The following is an 18960-nucleotide window of genomic DNA, read 5'->3' on the forward strand; positions in this document are numbered from 1 at the left end:
TCTGGCCGAGGCCACCGACAGGTAGCGCTCGCGCGGACCAACTGTGATGTTCAGGGAGGTTGGTCAGTCGGGCGACTGGTGGCCGTCCTCCGATTGCGGAGCGGGCTCGGTGGTGATTGTAGAAGTTAGTTTCGCCTGTTCAGTCCGGCAGAACCGGCACCGTGTTCGCACCGAGCCCCGGCGTCTCACGCCAAAACCGGTCCGCCGACGGTCCTGTCGACTGCAGTTGCATTACCGCACGTGAATCGGCGGCGTACAGAATGCCGGGAGCGGCACTTACCACGCGGACAGGTGGAGTCAGGTTCTGACTGGACAGTGGCGTCAGCTCCGAACCATCGATAAAGACCGACTCCACCGGGTTCACGTCTCCTTCTCGTGCCAGAACGAGGGAATCAGGAGTGGACCAGTCGATGGATACGGCCGTTGTGCTGAGATCGACCGCCACCGGCCTGGGCGAAACCAGTGCGTACTTGCCGTCCGGATGCTGAATCACGACCGCGAGGTAAACCTTGCCTCCGGCGATGATCGCCGCACGCGTTCCATCGCGGGAGATACTGAGGTCGGTGATCGGGAAACGGGGCACTGGGTCGGTGCTGTTCGCCTCTCCCGACGTCAGCGTCGACGTATCGATGTCCTGCATCGATACGTTGCCGGTGCCGCGATCGTGCGCTACTCGGATTACCCGAGTTCCATCGACCACCGTCCACGCAGCCTCGCCATTGGAGGTCCATGACGGCCGCGTGATGGTCTCACCCTGGACCACCGGGAATGTGGAAGCGCCGTCATAGCTGCCGATGATGAGGGTGCGCTTCGGGGAGGGTGCGGGCTCGCCGCTCTCGGCGACCGCGGCGATCAACTTTCCGTCCTCCGACAATCCGACCGACTGGAGATTTCGGGCGGCACCGAAGTATCCGGGCATACGGACGATTTGTCCCTTGGAGACATCCACGGCAACCAGCGAGCCGTCCCGCAACGCATGGAGGTTGGACCGATCTCCTGTGAGAGTTGTCGGGTTCATCGCACTTACGTCGTCCAATGACCAGCCCACGCCGGCGTACCGGTCGTCCAGCGGCTTGCCGTCGGCGAGTAACACGTAGGGGCCAGGGATATCCGCCCCTGCCAAGGTCAGTACCACCTGGGCTGCCAGCATTTCCTTATCGTGCGCATCAAGAGCCGAGGCACCAGCGAAATCTATGCGTACCCCACCCAGGCCGACGCCGACGTTATCCGGTTCGCCGTTGGCTTTGGTGATACTTTCGCGCAGACTGACGGGAGGGGCGAGCATATTGCGCACGGCCGGCGACAGGGCCGACTGCGGGCCCGCGGCCAGCAGTCCCACCAGCCGCCGCGTCAGTTGATCCTTCGGGCTCGAGATCCAACGCAACTCGGGAACCATGGTGGTCCCGGCGCTGTTGGCGAAATAGAGCGGATACCGACGGTAGGACTTGTGGAACGCGGAGCTGTCCACTACCACGCCCGGTTCCACCTGGCTGATGCGCCACTCGTCGCCGACCTTGCTCATCTCGATTCTGGTCTCGTACGTATTGTCCTGGGCGCGGAAAGACCCGTCTGCGGCAAGCTCACCTAGTTTTCGCGCTCGAATGCGGTACGTCGCGGAGTCCTCCGACCTCGACTCCCGAAGGGTGTCGGGTTTATCGACGATGACGGTGCGGGCACTGTCGTCCCACCCCTCCGCGGCCCCCGGCGTCAGGTACTGCCGCGCCGTTCGATGGTGGTCGGCCGGATCGGCAGTAGCGTCGAGGAAATCGTGCAGTAGCAGATCCGGGTCCCGCCCGGAGGTGGGCGGATGTGGGCCGGTCGACGTCGGCTGACGGTTGAGCGTTCCCAATGCCTGCGGCGCCGAGGAATCCGGCAGATTGGCGCAGCCGGCGAGAACCAGCACGCAGCTGAACAGCGCGGCGAACAGCGTTGCCAGACGAGTGCGGTTCATGGGTTGATGTCCTCTTTGTCGGCAAGTGCGGTGTCGTCCGAGCAGCCCGCGTTCTCACCCGCCGGCTTCGACGATGTCCGCTCGGCCGCCGGTTCACCGTGCGGCGATTCCGGAGCTTCCGGCGAGTCCGGAGCTTCCGGCGATCCCGAGGCGTCCCCGCCCGGCGGCGTCGTCCGCGCCGACGGCTCGGCATCGGCATCCGCTTCGACGGTACCGGCAACGCCCGCGTGACCGTCGGGCCCGTCCGCCTGTGCCTGGCTCGCGGCCGGGTCCGCCGAATCGGCGAGCGCATCGCCCGCGGGTTCCGCGAGATCGTCCGCCTCCTCCGACCCGGCCGGCGGATCGGCCAGCCGCCGCTTGGGCGGTTCCAGCGACAGGGGGCTCGGTCCGAGTTTTCGTCCGCGCACCAGCGGCAGGGTGAGACGGAAGCTCGCGCCCACCCCGGGCTCGCCCCAGGCCTCGAGGCGACCGTCGTGCAGATTCGCGTCCTCGACGCTGATCGACAGACCGAGGCCGGTACCGCCGGAACGCCGCATCCGCGAGGGATCCGACCGCCAGAAGCGATTGAAGACCAGCTTCTCCTCACCGGGCCGGAGTCCGACACCCTGATCGCGCACCACCATCGCGACGGCGTTGGCGTCGACGTCACCGCGCATGCGGATCAGGACCGGTTTGCCCTCACTGTGGTCGATGGCGTTGGCCAGCAGATTGCGCAGCACGCGTTCGACGCGGCGCGGATCGACCTCCGCGACCAGCGGTTCCTCGGGCAGGTCTACCACCAGTTCGCAGCCGGATTCCTTGGCCAGATGCCGGACCGTGGAAACCGCCGCCCGCGCGCACATCCGCACATCCAGCGATTCGATCTGCAATTCGGCCACACCCGCGTCGTGGCGGCTGATCTCGAGCAGATCGTTGAGCAGGCCCTCGAACCGGTCCAGCTCGGTCACCAGCAGTTCGGCACTGCGCGCCAGCGCCGGATCGAGTTCGTCGCTGGATCCATGGATGAGGTCGGCGGCCATGCGCACTGTGGTGAGCGGGGTTCGCAGTTCGTGGCTGACATCGGAGGTGAAGCGGCGTTGCAGATTGCCGAATTCCTCGAGCTGAGTGATCTGATTGGACAGACTTTCGGCCATCTCGTTGAACGACATGGCGAGTCTGGCCATATCGTCCTCACCCCGGACCAGCATCCGCTCCTTGAGGCGGCCGTCGGCGAAACGTCCGGCGATCCGGGCGGCAGAGCGGATCGGCAACACCACCTGCCGGGCCACCAGCGCGGCGATCGCGGCCAGCAACAGCAGCAGCACGATGCCGCCGATCAGCATGGTGCCGCGCATCAGGCTCAGGCTGCGCTGCTCGTTGTTGAGCGGGAAGATCAGATAGACCTCGAGGGTCGGTATCTCCGAACTCGGGCTGCCGATGATCAGCGCCGGGCCGCGATATCCGTCCGGATCCGAGATCGTCGCGAACTGGTAGCTCACCTGGTTCTGCTGGACGAACCGGCGCAGCTCGGCCGGCACCTCCGTGATGGGCCCGGCGGTCACCTCCTGCTGGCCGTCGCCCACCATCGCCAGCGCGACATTGTAGGTTCCGGCGCCGCCGGTGGACGAACTGCTGCCCGTCGACAGTGCGCGCACGGCGTCCTGCAGCCGGACCGCCTGGGTGCTCGAATCGGAAACGCCCGTCAGCTGCGCCTCGACGGTATTGCGGGCACGACTCATCTCCTCAACGGCCGCATTGACTTTCGCGTCCAGGAGGCGGTCGGTGATCTGACTGGTCAGCACCACACCGAGGATCGTGATGACGATCAGCGACAGGGTGAGCGTGGAGACCACCACGCGCAACTGCAGCGATCGCCGCCACGTGTGGCCCAGCGATTCTCCGACGGATTTGAACCAGGCCACCACAGCTGCCAGCAGCCGCTCGACGCGGCTTCTGGAGCCTGCGATCACGGCGGTCCGGCCTTGTAGCCCACGCCACGAACGGTCAGCACGATCTCAGGGTTCTCGGGATCCTTCTCGACCTTGGCCCGCAGTCGCTGCACATGCACGTTCACCAGGCGGGTGTCGGCCGCGTGCCGGTAACCCCACACCTGCTCGAGCAGTACCTCACGGGTGAACACCTGCCGCGGTTTGCGTGCCAGTGCCACCAGCAGATCGAATTCGAGCGGAGTCAGCGATATCTGCTGCCCGCTGCGGGTCACCTTGTGGGCCGGTACGTCGATGACGATGTCCGCGATCGACAGGAGTTCGGCCGGCTCGTCGTCGGTACGGCGCAACCGTGCCCGCACCCGCGCGACCAGTTCCTTCGGCTTGAAGGGTTTGACGATGTAGTCGTCGGCACCCGATTCCAAGCCCAGGACGACGTCGACCGTGTCGGTCTTGGCCGTCAACATCACGATCGGCACACCGGAATCGGCGCGCAGCACCCGGCACACGTCGATACCGTTCATGCCCGGAAGCATGAGGTCGAGCAACACCAGATCCGGGCGTAGCTCCCGGACCGCGGTGAGCGCCTGCGTGCCGTCGCCGACCACATGGGGGTCGAAACCCTCGCCGCGCAAGACGATCGTGAGCATCTCGGCGAGCGCCATATCGTCGTCGACGACCAGAATCTTCGGCTTCATAATTACTATGTTGTCATCTCTCCGGCTCGGAACGGGCAACCACGCCAACACTGGTTACATTACCGACGCACATGCCACCCTATCGGCCAATCATTTCCGCCAGTCGTTCGGTGAGTCGGACCGGATCGTCCTGCGGCGCATGGACCCACCAGGCCCCGTGCCACCGCGATTCGGCCAACACACGATAGACCGCCGCCGTACGTTCCTGCAGCGATATATCTCGTTCATAGGCGTCGAGCGCGCGTGCCGTGTCGAGTTCACCTCGGCGCCGGGCGCGTTCGACCGCCAGCTCGGTCGGCACGTCGAGCAGTATCTGGATATCGGGGACCGGCAGTTCGAACCGGCCGAACTCCAATTCCGCTACCCACGAACTTGTTTCGCCGTCCGCCTGCTCGCCGGCCCGCGCGGCGCTGTAGGCGGCATTGGAGGCGACATACCGATCGAGCAGCACAATATCGTTGTCCACCAACAGTTTCGACAACTCGTCGCGGGCCTCGGCGCGATCCAGCGCGAACAGCAGCGCCATCGCGCTCACGGATGCGGCCACATCGCCGTGCCGGCCGCGCAGGGCCTCGGCCGCGAGATCCGCGTGGATCGACCGGCCGTAGCGCGGGAAGGCCAGCGTGTCCACGCGCAGACCGCGGTCGCGCAGACCCGCGACGACGGCGTCGATCAACGTCCGCTTGCCCGCGCCGTCGAGGCCCTCTACCGCGATGAGTGCACCCATAACGTGCAGGTTACAGCTTTCGCGGCCGCCCTGTTCCACGCACCCGCGGCGCGTTATCGGAAACACTAACGTTTCAGAAGACGCGACTTTCGGGGGCAGCGCACCGGATAACGACCGCGACGCCGCGCGGGATCAAGGAAGCGTCCCGAAAACAGGAAGGCGCCCATGCTCATCTCTCGTGTATTACGTACCGCCGCAGCGACTCTCGCCATCACGGCGGGCCTCGCCGCCGGTGTCGCGGCGGCCGCACCGCTCCCGCTCGAGCCGGCCGCCCCGGTCGCGGGCACCTCCGGAAGTGCGAATTCGGCCACCGACGGCGGTGCCGGCAGCAGCGTCATCGACCTATTGAAACTGCTCGGCGACATCAGCCACGGATGCACCCCGGGCACCGTCTGTGCCGCCACGGCGGCAGCCCGGACACCGCAGGCGAACACCGCGATCGCCGACACGCCGCTCGGATCCGGCTCGGCGAGCGGTTCGAACGAGCCGGGCTCGGTGCTGTGCTGGTTGCTGCACCCCAGCCCCACCTGCCGGATCTGAGTGTCGCGGCGCACGAGACGGTTGTCCCACCGAAGCCGAAAGCCCCTGCGGGACAACCCGTTTCCGAACTCCCGTTTCCGAACTCCCGTTTCCGAACTCAGTACCGGTAGTGCTCCGGCTTGAACGGGCCCTCGACGTCCACGCCGATGTACTCGGCCTGGTCCTTGGTCAGCTTGGTGAGGGTGCCGCCCAGCGCCTCGACGTGGATGCGAGCGACCTTCTCGTCGAGCACCTTGGGCAGGCGGTAGACCTCGTTGTCGTACTGCTCCGGCTTGGTCCACAGCTCGATCTGCGCGATGACCTGGTTGGAGAAGCTGTTGCTCATCACGAACGAGGGGTGGCCGGTGGCGTTGCCCAGGTTCAGCAACCGGCCCTCGGACAGCACGATGATCGACTTGCCGGAATCACCGAAGGTCCACAGGTCGACCTGCGGCTTGATGTTCAGCTTGGTGGCCCCAGAGTTCTCCAGCGCGGCCATATCGATCTCGTTGTCGAAGTGACCGATATTGCCCAGGATGGCCTGATTCTTCATCGCCTTCATGTGGTCCAGGCCGATGATGTCCTTGTTGCCGGTCGAGGTGATCACGATGTCGGCATCGGCGATCGCCTGCTCGACGGTGACGACGTCGAAGCCGTCCATCAGCGCCTGCAGCGCGTTGATCGGGTCGATCTCGGTGACCTGCACGCGCGCGCCCTGGCCGGCCATCGACTCCGCGCAGCCCTTGCCCACATCGCCGTAACCGCAGATCAGCACCTTCTTACCGCCGATCAGCACATCGGTGCCGCGGTTGATGCCGTCGATCAGCGAATGCCGGGTGCCGTACTTGTTGTCGAACTTGGACTTGGTGACCGAGTCGTTGACGTTGATCGCCGGGAAGGTCAGCTCACCGGCGGCGGCGAACTGGTACAGCCGCAGCACGCCGGTGGTGGTCTCCTCGGTGACACCCCGCACCGATTCGGCGATCGCGCTCCACTTGCCCGGGTCCGCGGCCAGGCTCGCGCGCAGCAAGTTGAGGAACACCTTGTATTCGGTGGAATGCGACTCGTCCTCGGGCGGAACGACCCCCGCCTTCTCGAACTGGGCGCCGCGCAGCACCAGCATGGTGGCGTCGCCACCGTCGTCGAGGATCATGTTGGCGGGCTCGCCCGGCCAGGTGAGCATCTGCTCGGCCGCCCACCAGTACTCCTCCAGGGTCTCCCCCTTCCAGGCGAAGACCGGGGTGCCCTTGGGCTCGTCGACGGTGCCGTGCGGGCCCACCACGACCGCGGCGGCCGCGTGATCCTGGGTGGAGAAGATGTTGCACGAGGCCCAGCGCACCTGCGCGCCCAGTTCGACCAGGGTCTCGATCAGCACCGCGGTCTGGACCGTCATGTGCAGCGAACCGGAGATGCGCGCACCCTTCAGCGGCTGCACCTCCGCGTACTCACGGCGCAGCGCCATCAGACCGGGCATCTCGTGTTCGGCCAGTCGAATCTCCTTGCGGCCGAACTCGGCCAGCGACAGATCCGCCACCTTGTAGTCGATGCCGTTGCGAACATCGGGAGTCAGGTTCGTCTGAGCGGAAAGTTGTGAGGTCGTCATGCGCCTGGATCAGCCTCTCGGTGGATGTCGGTTCGACAACTCAGGCTAGTCGCTCGCACGCGTTCGGTGTACGCCGACGGGGTGCGGCTGCCGAGCCCGATCGAATTCGGTCCCGACCGCGCCGGTGCCCGCCCGCACAGCCGGCCGCGCATCACCGGCGCCAGATGTATCGGACCTGGGGCCGTCCGGCGCGGCCGTAGTCCGATCGGCGCTCCACCACACCGTCGGCCGCCAGCTGCTCCAGATAGCGCCATGCCGTGACCCGCGAAACCCCCACGGCGCGGCCGGTTTCGGTCGCCGACAGTCCGTCCGGCGTTTCGCGTACCGCCCGCGAGATCTCCTGGAGTGTCTGCGGCGCAATACCTTTCGGCGCGGACGCCTTCGGATCGGTGGTGCGCAGCGCGCTCAATGCCCGATCGATATCGTGCTGCGTGAGCGTCGAATCACCGGCCGGCAGCGCGGCCCGGAATTCCAGATAGCGCTCGAGTTTGTCCCGGAAAGCCGCGAATGTGAAGGGTTTCAGCAGATACAGCGCTATCCCGTGAGCGACCGCGGCGCGCACCATCTCGAGGTCGCGCGCCGAGGTGATAGCGATGACATCGGGTCGCGGGCGCAACCGGGCCAGGGCGGCGGTCACCTCGAGCCCGCCGATATCGGGCAGTCCCAGATCCATCAAGACCAGATCTACCGGGGTTCCCGCGGCGGCAGCGTGCGTTGCCGTCCGGAGGGCGTCGCGGCCGGTGGCGGCCACCCCCACCGGCTCGAATCCCGCCACCCGCGCGACATACGAGCGATGCGCCTCGGCGATGCGCGGTTCGTCCTCCACGATCAGCACCCGAATCGGCTGGCCCGTCATCGCACCGGAATCCTTACCACGACAGCGGATTCGGGGCTTCGCTCGGCGCGCAGCGAGCCACCGTATCGGGTCACCAGCCGCCAGACCAGCGCCAGGCCGAGTCCGTGGTGTTCGGCCTTGGTCGTATATCCCCGCTCCATCGCCCGGGCGAAGGTCTCCTCCGACATTCCCGGGCCGCTGTCGGCGACCCTGACCACCAGCGCCGATGCCTCCGAGCGGACTGACACCTCGACCCACGCGTCGGGTGTCTGCGCCACCGCGTCCACCGCGTTGTCGACCAGATTCCCGACCAGGGTGACCATTTCCTGCGGGGTCAGCGGGGCGACGGATTCGAGCGCGGTGTCGTCGGCGACGGTCAGCTCCACTCCGCGCTCGATAGCCCGGTCGACCTCGCCCAGCAGCAGTGCCACCAGTACCGGCTCGTGGACCGCATCGGTCAGGCGATCGATCAGCGCCTGGGACAGCCGCAGTTCGGCCGTCGCGAAATCGACAGCTTCGGCGACATTGCCGAGCTCGACCATGGTGATCACCGCATGCAACCGGTTGGCCGCCTCGTGCGCCTGTGCCCGCAGCGATTCCGCCAGACCCCGCGCGGAATCCAATTCACCCATGATGTCGCGCAATTCGGTGTGGTCACGGATGGTGAGGACGGTGCCGAGGCGCCGCCCCGCCCAGGAGACGACGTCCTGATTGACCACCAGCACGCGTGCGGCTGTCACGTGCATCTCGTCACGGATCAGGGGCGCGTCGAGGCGCCGCAGCGAGACCGGCAGATCGGCGCGGCGCACCGGGCCGTCCGGCAGTTCGAGCAAGCGTCTGGCCTCGTCGTTGACCACCGCCGCCGCCTCGTCGTCGCGGTCGAACACGATCAGCCCCTCGTGCACGGAGTGCAGCACGGCATCGTGATGCTCGTAGAGCGTCCGCAGTTCGGCCGGGCCCAGTCCCTGCGTCTGGCGCAACAGCCGGCCGCGCAGCAGTAGTGCGCTCAGGACGGCCAGCAGCAGACCGGCGGCGGCCGCCCCGAGGATCAGCGGCAGCTGCGCACCCACCTGAGCGCCGATGCGGGCCCTGGTCACGCCCGCCGAGACGAGCGCGACGACCCGGCCGGTGTCGTCGACGACGGGTGTGACCGCCCGGATCGACGGGCCCAGCGTCCCGGTGTAGGTCTCGGTGAACGTCTCACCGGACAGCGCCCGATCGATGTTGCCACTGAACGGCTGACCGATCCGGCCGACATCGGTATGGGTGTAGCGGGTGCGGTCGGGGGCCATCACGACGATGAAATCGACCCCGGTGCGCTGCCGGATCCGTTCGGTCACCGGCTGCAGCACGGCCGTGGGATCCGGCGTCCGCACCGCAGCAGCCGTGGAGGGCGCTTGCGCGAGGGAGACCGCGACGCCGGTCACCCGCCGAGCCGTCGCATCGTCTTGTTCGCGCCGCACCTCCCACACCGCCAGCGCCGATCCGACCGCGATCACCACCACCAGGACCGCCAGCTGCACCACGAAGACCTGGCCGGCCAGTGTCATGCCCCCGCGCGCTGCACGACGCGAACGACGGGTCCGGCCTTTCGCCCGCAACGGTCCTCCCGTGAACGAAACGTACGTAATGGTGACCGAGGTCACGGCCACCCCCATCATCACAGTACGAACCCGAAGGACAGATCGGGCAGTACCGGAGGCACATCTCATGAGCGACTCGACACGGACGCACCGTCGCGACCGTACCCATTGGCTCTATCTCGCCGTCATCGTGGCGGTCGTGGCCGGCGTACTCGTCGGCTGGCTGGCGCCCGGATTCGGAACGTCCGTGGGCGAGCTGGGCGCTATGTTCGTCAACCTGATCAAGATGATGATCTCCCCGGTCATCTTCTGCACGATCGTGCTGGGTATCGGCTCGGTTCGGGCGGCAGCGCGGGTCGGCAAGATCGGCGGCCTGTCGATCGGCTACTTCCTGATCATGTCGACGGTGGCTCTGACGATCGGTCTCGTCGTCGGCAACCTGCTGCAGCCGGGCAGCGGCCTGAACGTCCACGAACACATCGGCGCTGCCGCCGGCTACGTGAAACAGGCCGAAGGCAGCGGGGGTACCTGGCACTTCCTGGAGAGCATCATCCCGACCTCGCTGCTCTCGTCGCTGACCGCGGGCAGCGTGCTGCAAACCCTGTTCGTGGCGCTGCTGGTCGGCTTCGCCGTGCAGGCGATGGGCAAGCAGGGCGAACCGATCCTGCGCGCGGTGGGGCTGGTTCAGAAGCTGGTGTTCAAGATCTTGACCATGATCCTGTGGCTGGCACCGCTCGGTGCCTTCGGCGCGATCGCGAACGTGGTGGCGGCCACCGGGCTGGATGCGGTGAAACAGCTTGCGGCGCTGATGCTGGCGTTCTATCTGACCTGCCTGGTCTTCGTCTTCGGCGTACTGGGCGTGCTGCTGCGGGTGAGTTCGGGCGTATCGATCTTCAAGCTGGTTCGCTACCTGGCCCGCGAATATCTCCTGATCTTCTCCACCTCGTCCTCGGAGTCGGCGTTACCGCGGTTGATCGCGAAGATGGAACACCTGGGGGTCGAACGCTCGACCGTGGGCATCGTGGTGCCGACGGGATACTCGTTCAACCTGGACGGCACCGCGATCTACCTCACGATGTCCTCGCTGTTCATCGCCGATGCGATGGGTAAGCCACTGTCGCTCGGGCAGCAGATCGGCCTGCTGGTGTTCATGATCGTCGCCTCCAAGGGGGCGGCCGGGGTTACCGGCGCGGGGCTGGCCACCCTGGCCGGCGGGTTACAGAGCCATCGCCCCGATCTGATCGACGGTGTGGGCCTGATCGTCGGGATCGACCGGTTCATGTCCGAAGCCCGCGCCATCACCAACTTCTCCGGCAACGCCGTCGCCACCGTCCTGGTGGGAACCTGGACCGGGACAATCGACGACGTGCGCTTGCACGCCGTGCTCGACCGCGAACTCCCCTTCGACGAGACGACGATGGTCGACAGCGAACCTGCCGAAGCACCCGCCACTCCCGCCGAACGGACCGAGTTGGTCCCCGCCTGAAACCTGGTCCCGCCCGATACCGCTATCCGGCGAGCCGGTAGACGGCGAGGGTGCGCTCCCGCTTGCGCGGCGCGATATTGGCTCTGCCGAGATCGCCCGCGTAGTGGGCGGTGACCCTCGGATCCATCACCCGTCGCCACAGCGGCGGAACGGTGGCCAGCAGAATCATCGTCGCGTAACCCGCCGGAAGCTGCGGAGCCTCCTGGGTGCTGCGCAGGGTTTGATAGCGGCGGCCCGGATTGGCGTGGTGGTCGCTGTGGCGCTGCAGATGGAACAGGAAGATATTGGTGACCAGCCGATCGGAGTTCCAGCTGTCGGCCGGCGAGCAGCGCGCCCAGCGGCCACCGGGCAGGCGGCGGCGCAACAACCCGTAGTGCTCGACGTAGTTCACGGTTTCCAGCAGCCCGAATCCGATCACGGCCTGCAGCAGCAGATACGGGAGCATGGCGAAGCCGAACGCCGCCAGCAGCGCACCGTAGAGCACCACCGTCATCGACCACGCCTGCAGGATGTTGTTGCGCACGTTCCACCAGCCGAGGCCCTTGCGGTGCAGCCGGTCGCGTTCCAGCCGGATCGCCGAGCGCAGTCCGCCGAAGACGCTGCGGGGCAGGAACATCCACAGCGATTCACCGAGCCGGGCACTGGCCGGATCGTCCGGGGTGGCCACCCGTGCGTGGTGACCCTTGTTGTGTTCGACGAAGAAGTGCCCGTATCCGGACTGCGCCAGCGCGAGTTTGGCCAGCCACCGCTCCAGCCGTTCCACCCGATGCCCCAGCTCGTGCGCGGCGTTGATGCCGATACCGCTGACGAAACCGAGCGTCGCCGCCAGCCCGAGCTTGTCCACGACGTCGAGTTCGTCACCCGACCACATGTAGGCCGCGATCACCAGTCCGGCCAGCTCGATGGGCAGGAACAGATACGTGCACCACCGGTAGTAGCGGTCGTGGGAGAGCCGCTCGTAGTCCTCGTCGCGCGGGTTCGTGCCGTCCTCGCCGACGAACCAGTCCAGCACCGGTATCGCGATCAGCACGATGATCGGCCCGATCCACCAGAACGCTTCGATGCCGGTCCTCGCGACCAGCTGGGAAGGGAGCAATGCGCAGCCCGGAGCGATCAATCCCAACATCCACAGATGCTTCTTGGGATCAGCCGAACCCGAACGTTTGCCGACCATTTGCACTCATTGCCCCACTAGAACGAACCTGGACTCCTGCCAGGTAAATATGTAGCCGCTCCCAGGCCGTTACGCCGGGTTCAAACCCGCAAAGCGGTAACCGTTACACAGGTGGACCCGAAGTCACAGACAGCGAAGGCCGGAACCGGGTACGCGGCACCGCATGAGCAACCACCGTTTCCGCAGCGAACACACAGGTCAGCACCCATTCATCCCACTCCATCCGGCCGGAGAGCGCCCGTGCGGTTGTTGTCCAGCACCCCAACCAGCCCGCGGAGAAATCGTTATCCTTCCCAGGGCGATTTCGGGCTAGTGGCCGCCGGTCCGGTCTCGCGCGGCGAGAATCGCCTCCACGTACGGCGACAGCAACCTGCTCAGTTCCTCCGGCGCGTCGCGGTGCAGTCCGGCGGGGGTCGGAATGTAGCTGATGGCGATGCGCACCAGGGCGTGCGCCAGTACATCCGCCTCCGCCGACGACGCCCCCACCCAGCTGTTTTCGAATACCGCACCCAAGCGCCGGGCGGCATGTTCGATGAGCGGCCCGGCGTCGAGAGTGATCAACCGCAGCAGGTCGAGCTTGGCCTCACCGACTACCAGTGACTGCACCAACGGATCGGCCGCACTGTCGAGGATGAAATTTGCCAGGCCTTCGCGGAATGCCGCCCGCGCATCCCCCACGTTGTCCTCGACGGCCGTTCCGACATGATCCACCAGCTGGTCGGCCAGCCGCAGCGCATACGCCTGCGCCAGCCCCGTCCGGGAGCCGAATTCGTTGTACAGGGTCTGGCGGCTCACCCCCGCCCGCGTCGCGACGTCGCCGAGCGTGATCTTGGCCCAGTCCCGCTCGATCAGCAGTTCCCGCATCGCGTCGAGGACCGACGTACGCAGCAGGGTGCGCGCCGCCTCCTGATACGGGACCCGGGATCCGTTACGCGGCATACCCGCGACGGTGTCACGGGTCGATTCCGCAGTCAAAACGACTCACGAACGTTCGATCTCGACCATGAAGAAGTCGGCCTTGGCCGCGCCGCAGTCCGGACATGTCCAGTCGTCCGGAATGTCCTCCCAGCGCGTGCCCGGCGCAATCCCCTCGTCCGGCCAGCCCTGCTCCTCGTCGTATTCGAAGCCGCACTGGACGCACTGAAAAATCCGATAGGGCCGGCTCACTGTGCCTCCTGCATCGTGCCGGACACCCGCACCCGGTCGCCGCGGCGAGCCGCTGCGCGATTGTCGCTCACCCTGCCTCCTCGAAGTCGATCTTCTCTCGCACTCCGCAGTCCGGGCAGCACCAGTCGTCCGGTACCGCCTCCCACGGCGTGCCCGCCGGAAACCCTTCCCGCGGAGCACCTTTCGCCTCGTCGTACACGTAATCGCAGACAGGGCAACGAAAAACCCCCATCATGTCTCCTGTAATTTGCGGGACACCCGCACCCGGTCGGCACGGCAAGCCGCTGCGCGATTGTCGCTCACCGCGCCTCGTGTCATGCGGGACACCCGCACCCGGTCGGCACGGCAAGCCGCTGCGCGATTGTCGCTCACCGCGCCTCGTGTCATGCGGGACACCCGCACCCGGTCGGCACGGCAAGCCGCTGCGCGATTGTCGCTCACCGCGCCTCCTGGTAACGCGCGAGGATCTTGTCCCGTTTGCTCGGCTGGACGTTCGCCAGCGTGAGATCGCCGTCGTAGTGGGCCAGAACGCGCTTGTCCATCACGCGCCGCCACAGCGGCGGGAAGTAGGCGAGCAGGATCATGCTGGCGTAGCCGCTCGGCAGATTCGGCGCTCCGTCCCAGCTGCGCAGGGTCTGGTAGCGGCGGGTCGGATAGGCGTGGTGATCGCTGTGCCGCTGCAGGTGGTAGAGGAAGATGTTGGTGACGAGGTGGTCGCTGTTCCAGCTGTGCCGCGGTGTCGGCCGCTCGTACCGGCCGCGGGCCGTGCGCTGCCGCAGCAGACCGTAGTGCTCCAGATAATTGACCGCCTCCAGCAGACTGAACCCGACCACCGCCTGCAGCACCAGATACGGCAGAACCTCGATACCGAAACCGGCCACCAGCGCCGCGTACAGCACCAGCGACATCGCCCACGCGCTGAGCACATCGTTGTGCAGGCTCCACGGCCGCTTCCCGAGCCGTTGCAGCCGGGTCCGCTCGAGGCCCCACGCGGAGCGCAGACTGCCCCGGACCGTGCGCGGCCAGAACGCCCAGAACGTCTCGCCGACACGGGAACTCGCGGGATCCTCCGGCGTGGCCACCCGCACATGATGACCACGATTGTGCTCGATGTAGAAGTGGCCGTAGAACGTCTGGGCCAGCGCGATCCGCGACAGCCAGCGTTCCAGACGCACCTTCTTGTGCCCGAGTTCGTGGGCGGTGTTGATCCCGATGCCGCCGACCATCCCGACCGTCAGTGCCAGGCCGATCTTGTCCACGACGGTCAGCCCGCCGTCGATGCCGAGCCAGCTCAGGTTGTCCGCGGTGATCAGGTAGCACGCCATGACCAGCGACGCGTACTGGAACGGCAGGTAGATGTAAGTGAGGTAGCGGTAGTACCGGTCGTTCTCCAGATACTCCATGACCTCGTCCGGCGGATTCTCACCATCGGCCCCGAAGAACAGGTCGGCGGCGGGAATGACCAGATAGATCAGGATCGGGCCGAGCCAGAACGGCACCTTCGCGAGGGTATGCCAGCCCAGTTCGTTGAGTCCCCAGATCAGCGGTAGTCCGATGATGAACAGCCCGGTCGGGGCGAACAAGCCCCACAACCACATATAGCGCTTGCGGTCACGCCATCCCGAGTCGAGCAGGCCGTCGGTGGTTCCGGCTTCGGTCGACATCGTCGTCTCCATTCGATACAGCTGCCACATCTACTGTGATGCGGGTAACCATTACCGTGGACAATATTCCGACGCCTGTCGGTTGTCTATACATTTTTGCCGATTTGTAAACGCCTTGTGACCGCGCAACGGCCGGACGGGACGGGTTCCGCTCGGCGACCCGTCCCGCCGCGAGAGATCGATCAGCGCAACAGCACGTCCGAATCGGCGGGCAGCGCGTCCACCGGCCACCACCGCAGATCCGTCGACTCGGCGCTTCGCACCGGCACCGCGCCGCGCGGAGCGCGGATCTTGAACAGCAGATCCAGATGGCGGGTCGGCACCCCCAGCGAGCAGGTGATCGGATGGGCCTGCGCGCCGTACAGGCCGGGTTCGACCTCCAGCCCGGCGATCCCGGACTCCTCGATCGCCTCCCGCAACGCGGCGTCGACGACGGTCTCGTCGCCCGGCTCACAGTGACCGCCCAACTGGATCCACCGGCCGACCCGCGGGTGCAGCGTCAGCAGCACCTCACGCTCGTCATGGGAGAACACCACCGCCGAAGCGGTGATGTGGCCAGGTGCGTGTTCGCGCAGACACCCGCGCGGCGCCGACCCCAGGAACGCCAGCATCGCCTCCCGCACGGACTGTTCCGGATGCGTTGCGGGCTCCCAGCTTTCGAGCAGCTCGGTGGCCGAGGCGTGCAGCGACTCGATACTCACAACTCGACCAGACCCGTTCCCGCCTCGCGCGGCGGCCGCGGCGAAAGCTCCTCCTCGGGATAGCCGATGGCTATGGCTCCCAACGGATTCCAGTCCGGCGCCAGCCCCAGCACCTCGCGGGTCACCTCGGGCGCGAAGATGGTCGAGCCGATCCAGCAGCTACCGACGCCCCGCGTGGCCAGACCGACCAGCAGTCCCTGCACAGCCGCGCCCACCGCGACGGTGAACATCGTCGACTCGGCGGCACGGCGACGCTCGTCCGGATAGTCGTGCGCGCCGTCGGGGACACAGAACGGGATGATCACCTCGGGCGCGTCGAACAGGATCCGGCCGCGTGCGACCCGGCGCTCCACCCGCTCGGGATCGAGGCCGTCGCCACCGAGGTCGTTGCGCCATTGCGCCGCCATCGAATTCAGCAGTCGCGCGCGCAGCTCCGGCTGCCGTACCCACACGAATCGAACCGGCCGGGTGTGATGCGGCGCGGGCGCGGTGAGCGCGTCGCCGACCGCGGCCCGGATCACCTCGGGATCCACCGGGGTATCGGCGAAGGTCCGCACCGAGCGGCGCAGCAGCAGCGCTTCCCGGCGGCCACGCTCGATCGCCTCGGCGGTGCCGAGCCAGAACAGATCCTCCTCGCCACCGCGCAGCAGATCCTTGGCGGTGGATCCGTCATCGTACGGAGTCAGCCCGCGCACGACCGCGACCGGCACCCCGCCCAGTTTGCCCTTCGCGAGATCCGCTGCGGCAGCGAGTTCGTCGGCCACCGCCACCTGGGTGACCTGCAGCTCGTTCCCCTGCCCGTCGACCGCACCGGCGTAGTCGTGCACGACGCGCAGGCCGGCGGCGCCGATCGCGGCGTCGGTCTGCCCGATGCGCCAGGCACGGCCCATGGTGTCGGTGATCACCACCGCGACGTCGACGCCGAGGCGTTGCGCCAATGCCGCCCGCAACGCCTTCGCGCTGGCGTCGGGATCGGCTGGAAGCAGGACCAATTCGCCCCGTTCCACATTCGAGCCGTCCACGCCGGAAGCGGCCTGCACGATGCCGATGTGATTCTCGGTGATAAGGGTGCGGCCCTTGCGCGCCAGCACCCGCACCGCCTCGGCATCGACCAGTTTCCGCCGCACCGCATCGCGCTCGTCCGGATCCCGCGGCGCCTCGACGATGCGCCCCTCCGCCTTGGCGACGATCTTGCTCGTCACGACCAGGACATCCCCGTCGACGAGCCACGGGGCCTGAGCCGCAATATGTTCCGCGACATCGTCGCCCGGCCGGAATTCCGGCAGCCCCGGCACCGGGATGATCCTGATCTCCCCGCCGGGCGCGTGATCGGTGTGTCGCTGCCGATCGCTCATGCCGGCACCCCCGCGATATCGAGCGCCTCCCGCACCATCGCGGCGGTGGCGGCGGGGTCGGTCATCAGCAGCGGCACGCTGCGCACCTGCACACCCGGTACGTCGGCCTCGTCGGTCGAGTGGATCAGCCAACCGTCGAGGATGCCGGTATCCGACCGGGCGCCGAAGTGCCGCCCGATGGCCTCGGCCGAGGTTTGCACGCCGATCACCTCGAGGCATTCATCGGCCATGCCGCGCAAGGGTTTTCCCCCGATGACGGGCGATAAACCGACGACTTTTGCGGACGTGGTCCGCAAAGCGCCCCGGATACCCGGCACGGCGAGGATCGCACCGATGCTCACCACGGGGTTCGAGGGTGCCAGCAGCACCACATCAGCAGCCTCTATGATTTCCGTCACACCAGGGGCAGGTTTGGCTTGATCCGCCCCGATTGTGACGAATCCATGGGTCTCGACGTTTGCCCGGTACCGTACCCACCACTCCTGGAAATGAATCGCGCGGCGTTCGCCAGGGTTGTCTGGGTCACTGATCACAACATGCGTTTCACACCGATCGTCGGTCGCCGGCAGAAGTTTCACACCGGGCTGCCAGCGATTGCACAGCGCTTCGGTAACCGCCGAGAGCGGGTATCCCGCGCGCAGCATTTCACTGCGCACCAGATGCGTCGCGATATCGCGATCTCCGAGTCCGAACCAATCCGGTTGCGCGTGGTATTTCGCCAGTTCCTCCTTGGCGTGCCAGGTTTCCCCGACGCGACCCCAGCCGCGCTCGGTATCGATACCCCCACCCAGCGTGTACATGCAGGTGTCCAGGTCGGGACAGATACGTAAACCGTGCATCCAGACGTCGTCGCCGACGTTCACCAGCGCCGTTACATCCGCCTCCGGCAGCAGTTCCCGCACACCTTGTAAGAAGCGCGCGCCGCCGACTCCACCGACCAACACCGCAATGCGCGGTTTACGATCAATCCGCTCGATCTCGGCCGCGATGTCCGCTTGTTCTCCAGTCACATCCGCACAGCCTATGCGGTGCCCGGAAGCGGGTGTTCGAGTGCGTATTTGCTGGTCATTTGCTACTTCGGGGTTACCGAACCGTGCCGAAGGCGGCCTCGGATAGTAACGGAATTGTGTCGGCAGCTTGACCATCGGCGCGTCCGGCGTGTCTAATCACAGACATGTCATTCCGGGTCCGCGCGAGAGCCTTTGGCGCAGACCGCGTTTCGAACGCATGTTCGCATCGGAAAGGCAAGCTCGGGGATGTCCGCGGGACTACGTCGCGGTGTGGGACCGTCGGTGGGCACGTCCGGTCCGACGGAAAAATCATTCTGCGCTAACACACAGTGAGGAGGCGGAGCGATGGCCGAGGAGCTGGCCCCGTCGGGCATTCCAGGCGGTGTATCGCAAACCGATTCCACAGCATGCGCAGCACCAAGCGACTGCGCTGACAGCCGGAACGACGAACGAGAGGGGGGCAGCACGGTGAACAACGAATCGGGATCGCTCAACAGAACTCCCCAGGGAGGACAGTGGGCGCGCACTCAGCGCAAACCCGAACCACCGCAGCTGAGTCTCA

At 66.6% G+C, this 18960-nt stretch carries 17 protein-coding genes; 2 read left to right on the top strand and 15 right to left on the bottom strand.

The genetic code is table 11. The annotated features are described in order from the left end of the window. Nucleotides 1–139: 139 nt before the first annotated feature. From lpqB to C5E41_RS14840, 4 genes are all read right to left on the bottom strand, one after another. Entirely contained in the window at nucleotides 140–1951 is a 1812-nt protein-coding gene (gene lpqB, locus C5E41_RS14825; protein ID WP_104376419.1) for an MtrAB system accessory lipoprotein LpqB, read from the bottom strand. Then, complete coding sequence (gene mtrB, locus C5E41_RS14830) at nucleotides 1948–3900, bottom strand: MtrAB system histidine kinase MtrB (RefSeq protein WP_439956539.1); 1953 nt, start codon at nucleotides 3898–3900, stop codon at nucleotides 1948–1950. Before mtrB ends, lpqB begins: the two co-directional genes overlap by 4 nt. Beyond that, entirely contained in the window at nucleotides 3897–4574 is a 678-nt protein-coding gene (gene mtrA, locus C5E41_RS14835; protein WP_030515021.1) for an MtrAB system response regulator MtrA, read from the bottom strand. Before mtrA ends, mtrB begins: the two co-directional genes overlap by 4 nt. Before the next feature lie 79 nt (nucleotides 4575–4653). Beyond that, complete coding sequence (locus C5E41_RS14840; RefSeq protein ID WP_104376488.1) at nucleotides 4654–5301, bottom strand: dTMP kinase; 648 nt, start codon at nucleotides 5299–5301, stop codon at nucleotides 4654–4656. Nucleotides 5302–5466: 165 nt separating this feature from the next. On the opposite strand from C5E41_RS14840, the gene C5E41_RS14845 reads away from it, so the two are divergent. Continuing rightward, a complete protein-coding gene (locus C5E41_RS14845) occupies nucleotides 5467–5841 on the top strand; it encodes a hypothetical protein (protein WP_104376420.1) in 375 nt (124 codons plus the stop codon). A gap of 97 nt (nucleotides 5842–5938) precedes the next feature. Here C5E41_RS14845 and ahcY read toward each other — a convergent pair whose 3' ends face one another. The 3 genes from ahcY to C5E41_RS14860 all read right to left on the bottom strand — a co-directional run bounded on the left by ahcY (nucleotide 5939) and on the right by C5E41_RS14860 (nucleotide 9808). After that, nucleotides 5939–7423 carry an adenosylhomocysteinase gene (gene ahcY, locus C5E41_RS14850; protein WP_104376421.1) on the bottom strand — a complete coding sequence of 495 codons (1485 nt, stop codon included), beginning with the start codon at nucleotides 7421–7423 and terminating at the stop codon, nucleotides 5939–5941. A gap of 151 nt (nucleotides 7424–7574) precedes the next feature. Further along, the gene (locus tag C5E41_RS14855; protein ID WP_104376422.1) at nucleotides 7575–8279 is read right to left on the bottom strand and encodes a response regulator; all 705 of its coding nucleotides are present in this window, start codon (nucleotides 8277–8279) and stop codon (nucleotides 7575–7577) included. After that, nucleotides 8276–9808 carry a sensor histidine kinase gene (locus C5E41_RS14860; protein WP_104376423.1) on the bottom strand — a complete coding sequence of 511 codons (1533 nt, stop codon included), beginning with the start codon at nucleotides 9806–9808 and terminating at the stop codon, nucleotides 8276–8278. Before C5E41_RS14860 ends, C5E41_RS14855 begins: the two co-directional genes overlap by 4 nt. Before the next feature lie 160 nt (nucleotides 9809–9968). Here C5E41_RS14860 and C5E41_RS14865 point away from each other — a divergent pair, with 160 nt between their 5' ends. Next, a complete protein-coding gene (locus C5E41_RS14865) occupies nucleotides 9969–11327 on the top strand; it encodes a cation:dicarboxylate symporter family transporter (RefSeq protein ID WP_104376424.1) in 1359 nt (452 codons plus the stop codon). Between the two features lie 22 nt (nucleotides 11328–11349). On the opposite strand, the gene C5E41_RS14870 is transcribed toward C5E41_RS14865, so the two are convergent. The 8 genes from C5E41_RS14870 to cofD all read right to left on the bottom strand — a co-directional run bounded on the left by C5E41_RS14870 (nucleotide 11350) and on the right by cofD (nucleotide 18533). Next, entirely contained in the window at nucleotides 11350–12501 is a 1152-nt protein-coding gene (locus C5E41_RS14870; protein ID WP_258080980.1) for an alkane 1-monooxygenase, read from the bottom strand. A gap of 309 nt (nucleotides 12502–12810) precedes the next feature. Continuing rightward, nucleotides 12811–13440, bottom strand: coding sequence for a TetR/AcrR family transcriptional regulator (locus C5E41_RS14875; protein ID WP_104376490.1), 630 nt, complete (start codon nucleotides 13438–13440; stop codon nucleotides 12811–12813). 42 nt (nucleotides 13441–13482) lie between these two features. Next, nucleotides 13483–13668 carry a rubredoxin gene (locus C5E41_RS14880; RefSeq protein ID WP_104376425.1) on the bottom strand — a complete coding sequence of 62 codons (186 nt, stop codon included), beginning with the start codon at nucleotides 13666–13668 and terminating at the stop codon, nucleotides 13483–13485. 67 nt (nucleotides 13669–13735) lie between these two features. After that, nucleotides 13736–13900: a rubredoxin gene (locus C5E41_RS14885; RefSeq protein WP_104376491.1), complete on the bottom strand. Its 165-nt coding sequence runs from the start codon at nucleotides 13898–13900 to the stop codon at nucleotides 13736–13738. Between the two features lie 205 nt (nucleotides 13901–14105). Further along, a complete protein-coding gene (locus C5E41_RS14890; RefSeq protein WP_104376426.1) occupies nucleotides 14106–15332 on the bottom strand; it encodes an alkane 1-monooxygenase in 1227 nt (408 codons plus the stop codon). Nucleotides 15333–15514: 182 nt separating this feature from the next. Further along, the gene (locus tag C5E41_RS14895) at nucleotides 15515–16033 is read right to left on the bottom strand and encodes an NUDIX hydrolase (protein ID WP_104376427.1); all 519 of its coding nucleotides are present in this window, start codon (nucleotides 16031–16033) and stop codon (nucleotides 15515–15517) included. Then, a complete protein-coding gene (locus C5E41_RS14900) occupies nucleotides 16030–17388 on the bottom strand; it encodes a coenzyme F420-0:L-glutamate ligase (protein WP_104376428.1) in 1359 nt (452 codons plus the stop codon). Before C5E41_RS14900 ends, C5E41_RS14895 begins: the two co-directional genes overlap by 4 nt. Further along, nucleotides 17385–18533 (bottom strand): 2-phospho-L-lactate transferase, encoded by a 1149-nt coding sequence (cofD, locus tag C5E41_RS14905; RefSeq protein WP_258080981.1) that lies wholly within the window; start codon nucleotides 18531–18533, stop codon nucleotides 17385–17387. Before cofD ends, C5E41_RS14900 begins: the two co-directional genes overlap by 4 nt. Between the last annotated feature and the right edge of the window lie 427 nt (nucleotides 18534–18960).

The organism is Nocardia nova (assembly GCF_002933465.1).
Lineage (GTDB): Bacteria > Actinomycetota > Actinomycetes > Mycobacteriales > Mycobacteriaceae > Nocardia > Nocardia nova_B.

Bases quoted from the DNA above. Each gene is read 5' to 3' on its own strand.
- lpqB (WP_104376419.1), bottom strand. From the start codon at position 1,951: ATGAACCGCACTCGTCTGGCAACGCTGTTCGCCGCGCTGTTCAGCTGC.
- mtrA (WP_030515021.1), bottom strand. From the start codon at position 4,574: ATGAAGCCGAAGATTCTGGTCGTCGACGACGATATGGCGCTCGCCGAG.
- C5E41_RS14840 (WP_104376488.1), bottom strand. From the start codon at position 5,301: ATGGGTGCACTCATCGCGGTAGAGGGCCTCGACGGCGCGGGCAAGCGG.
- C5E41_RS14845 (WP_104376420.1), top strand. From the start codon at position 5,467: ATGCTCATCTCTCGTGTATTACGTACCGCCGCAGCGACTCTCGCCATC.
- ahcY (WP_104376421.1), bottom strand. From the start codon at position 7,423: ATGACGACCTCACAACTTTCCGCTCAGACGAACCTGACTCCCGATGTT.
- C5E41_RS14855 (WP_104376422.1), bottom strand. From the start codon at position 8,279: ATGACGGGCCAGCCGATTCGGGTGCTGATCGTGGAGGACGAACCGCGC.
- C5E41_RS14860 (WP_104376423.1), bottom strand. From the start codon at position 9,808: ATGACACTGGCCGGCCAGGTCTTCGTGGTGCAGCTGGCGGTCCTGGTG.
- C5E41_RS14865 (WP_104376424.1), top strand. From the start codon at position 9,969: ATGAGCGACTCGACACGGACGCACCGTCGCGACCGTACCCATTGGCTC.
- C5E41_RS14870 (WP_258080980.1), bottom strand. From the start codon at position 12,501: ATGGTCGGCAAACGTTCGGGTTCGGCTGATCCCAAGAAGCATCTGTGG.
- C5E41_RS14875 (WP_104376490.1), bottom strand. From the start codon at position 13,440: ATGCCGCGTAACGGATCCCGGGTCCCGTATCAGGAGGCGGCGCGCACC.
- C5E41_RS14885 (WP_104376491.1), bottom strand. From the start codon at position 13,900: ATGGGGGTTTTTCGTTGCCCTGTCTGCGATTACGTGTACGACGAGGCG.
- C5E41_RS14890 (WP_104376426.1), bottom strand. From the start codon at position 15,332: ATGTCGACCGAAGCCGGAACCACCGACGGCCTGCTCGACTCGGGATGG.
- C5E41_RS14900 (WP_104376428.1), bottom strand. From the start codon at position 17,388: ATGAGCGATCGGCAGCGACACACCGATCACGCGCCCGGCGGGGAGATC.
- cofD (WP_258080981.1), bottom strand. From the start codon at position 18,533: ATGGTCAAGCTGCCGACACAATTCCGTTACTATCCGAGGCCGCCTTCG.